Source organism: Citrobacter sp. Ce129 (genome assembly GCF_030334545.1).
GTDB lineage: Bacteria > Pseudomonadota > Gammaproteobacteria > Enterobacterales > Enterobacteriaceae > Citrobacter > Citrobacter europaeus.
Genome location: NZ_JAOWDS010000002.1, coordinates 1 through 289 on the forward strand (window position 1 = coordinate 1; position 289 = coordinate 289).

General features: G+C 54.0%; 1 protein-coding gene. It reads right to left on the reverse strand.

All coding sequences use genetic code 11. The features are described from left to right. A partial coding sequence (locus OGV77_RS00005; protein ID WP_286502524.1) for a hypothetical protein occupies positions 1–289 on the reverse strand: 289 nt, incomplete at both ends.

Genomic DNA, 289 nt, shown 5'->3' on the forward strand with positions numbered 1-289 from the left:
GACTGTGTCAGGGAGGAAAATAACCCAATCATCCCGTCCCGGAGTGTCTGTGTACCATTCAGCATGCCGGTCAGCATGTTGGAGGTTCGCTCCTGGGTGGTTTCCATCAGGCCGATGGCGAGGCTGTTCAGATTCCCCTGCGACTTATAAAGCTCCACCGCCGTCTGGTACTGCGCATCAGCGGAATCTTTATCCGCCTTTTGCTTCAACAGTTCGTACTGCTCTTTGTTGATCGCATCGTTCTGGTAAAACGCCTGCAGCAGTGACTGACGCTCGGCCAGTTGATTGC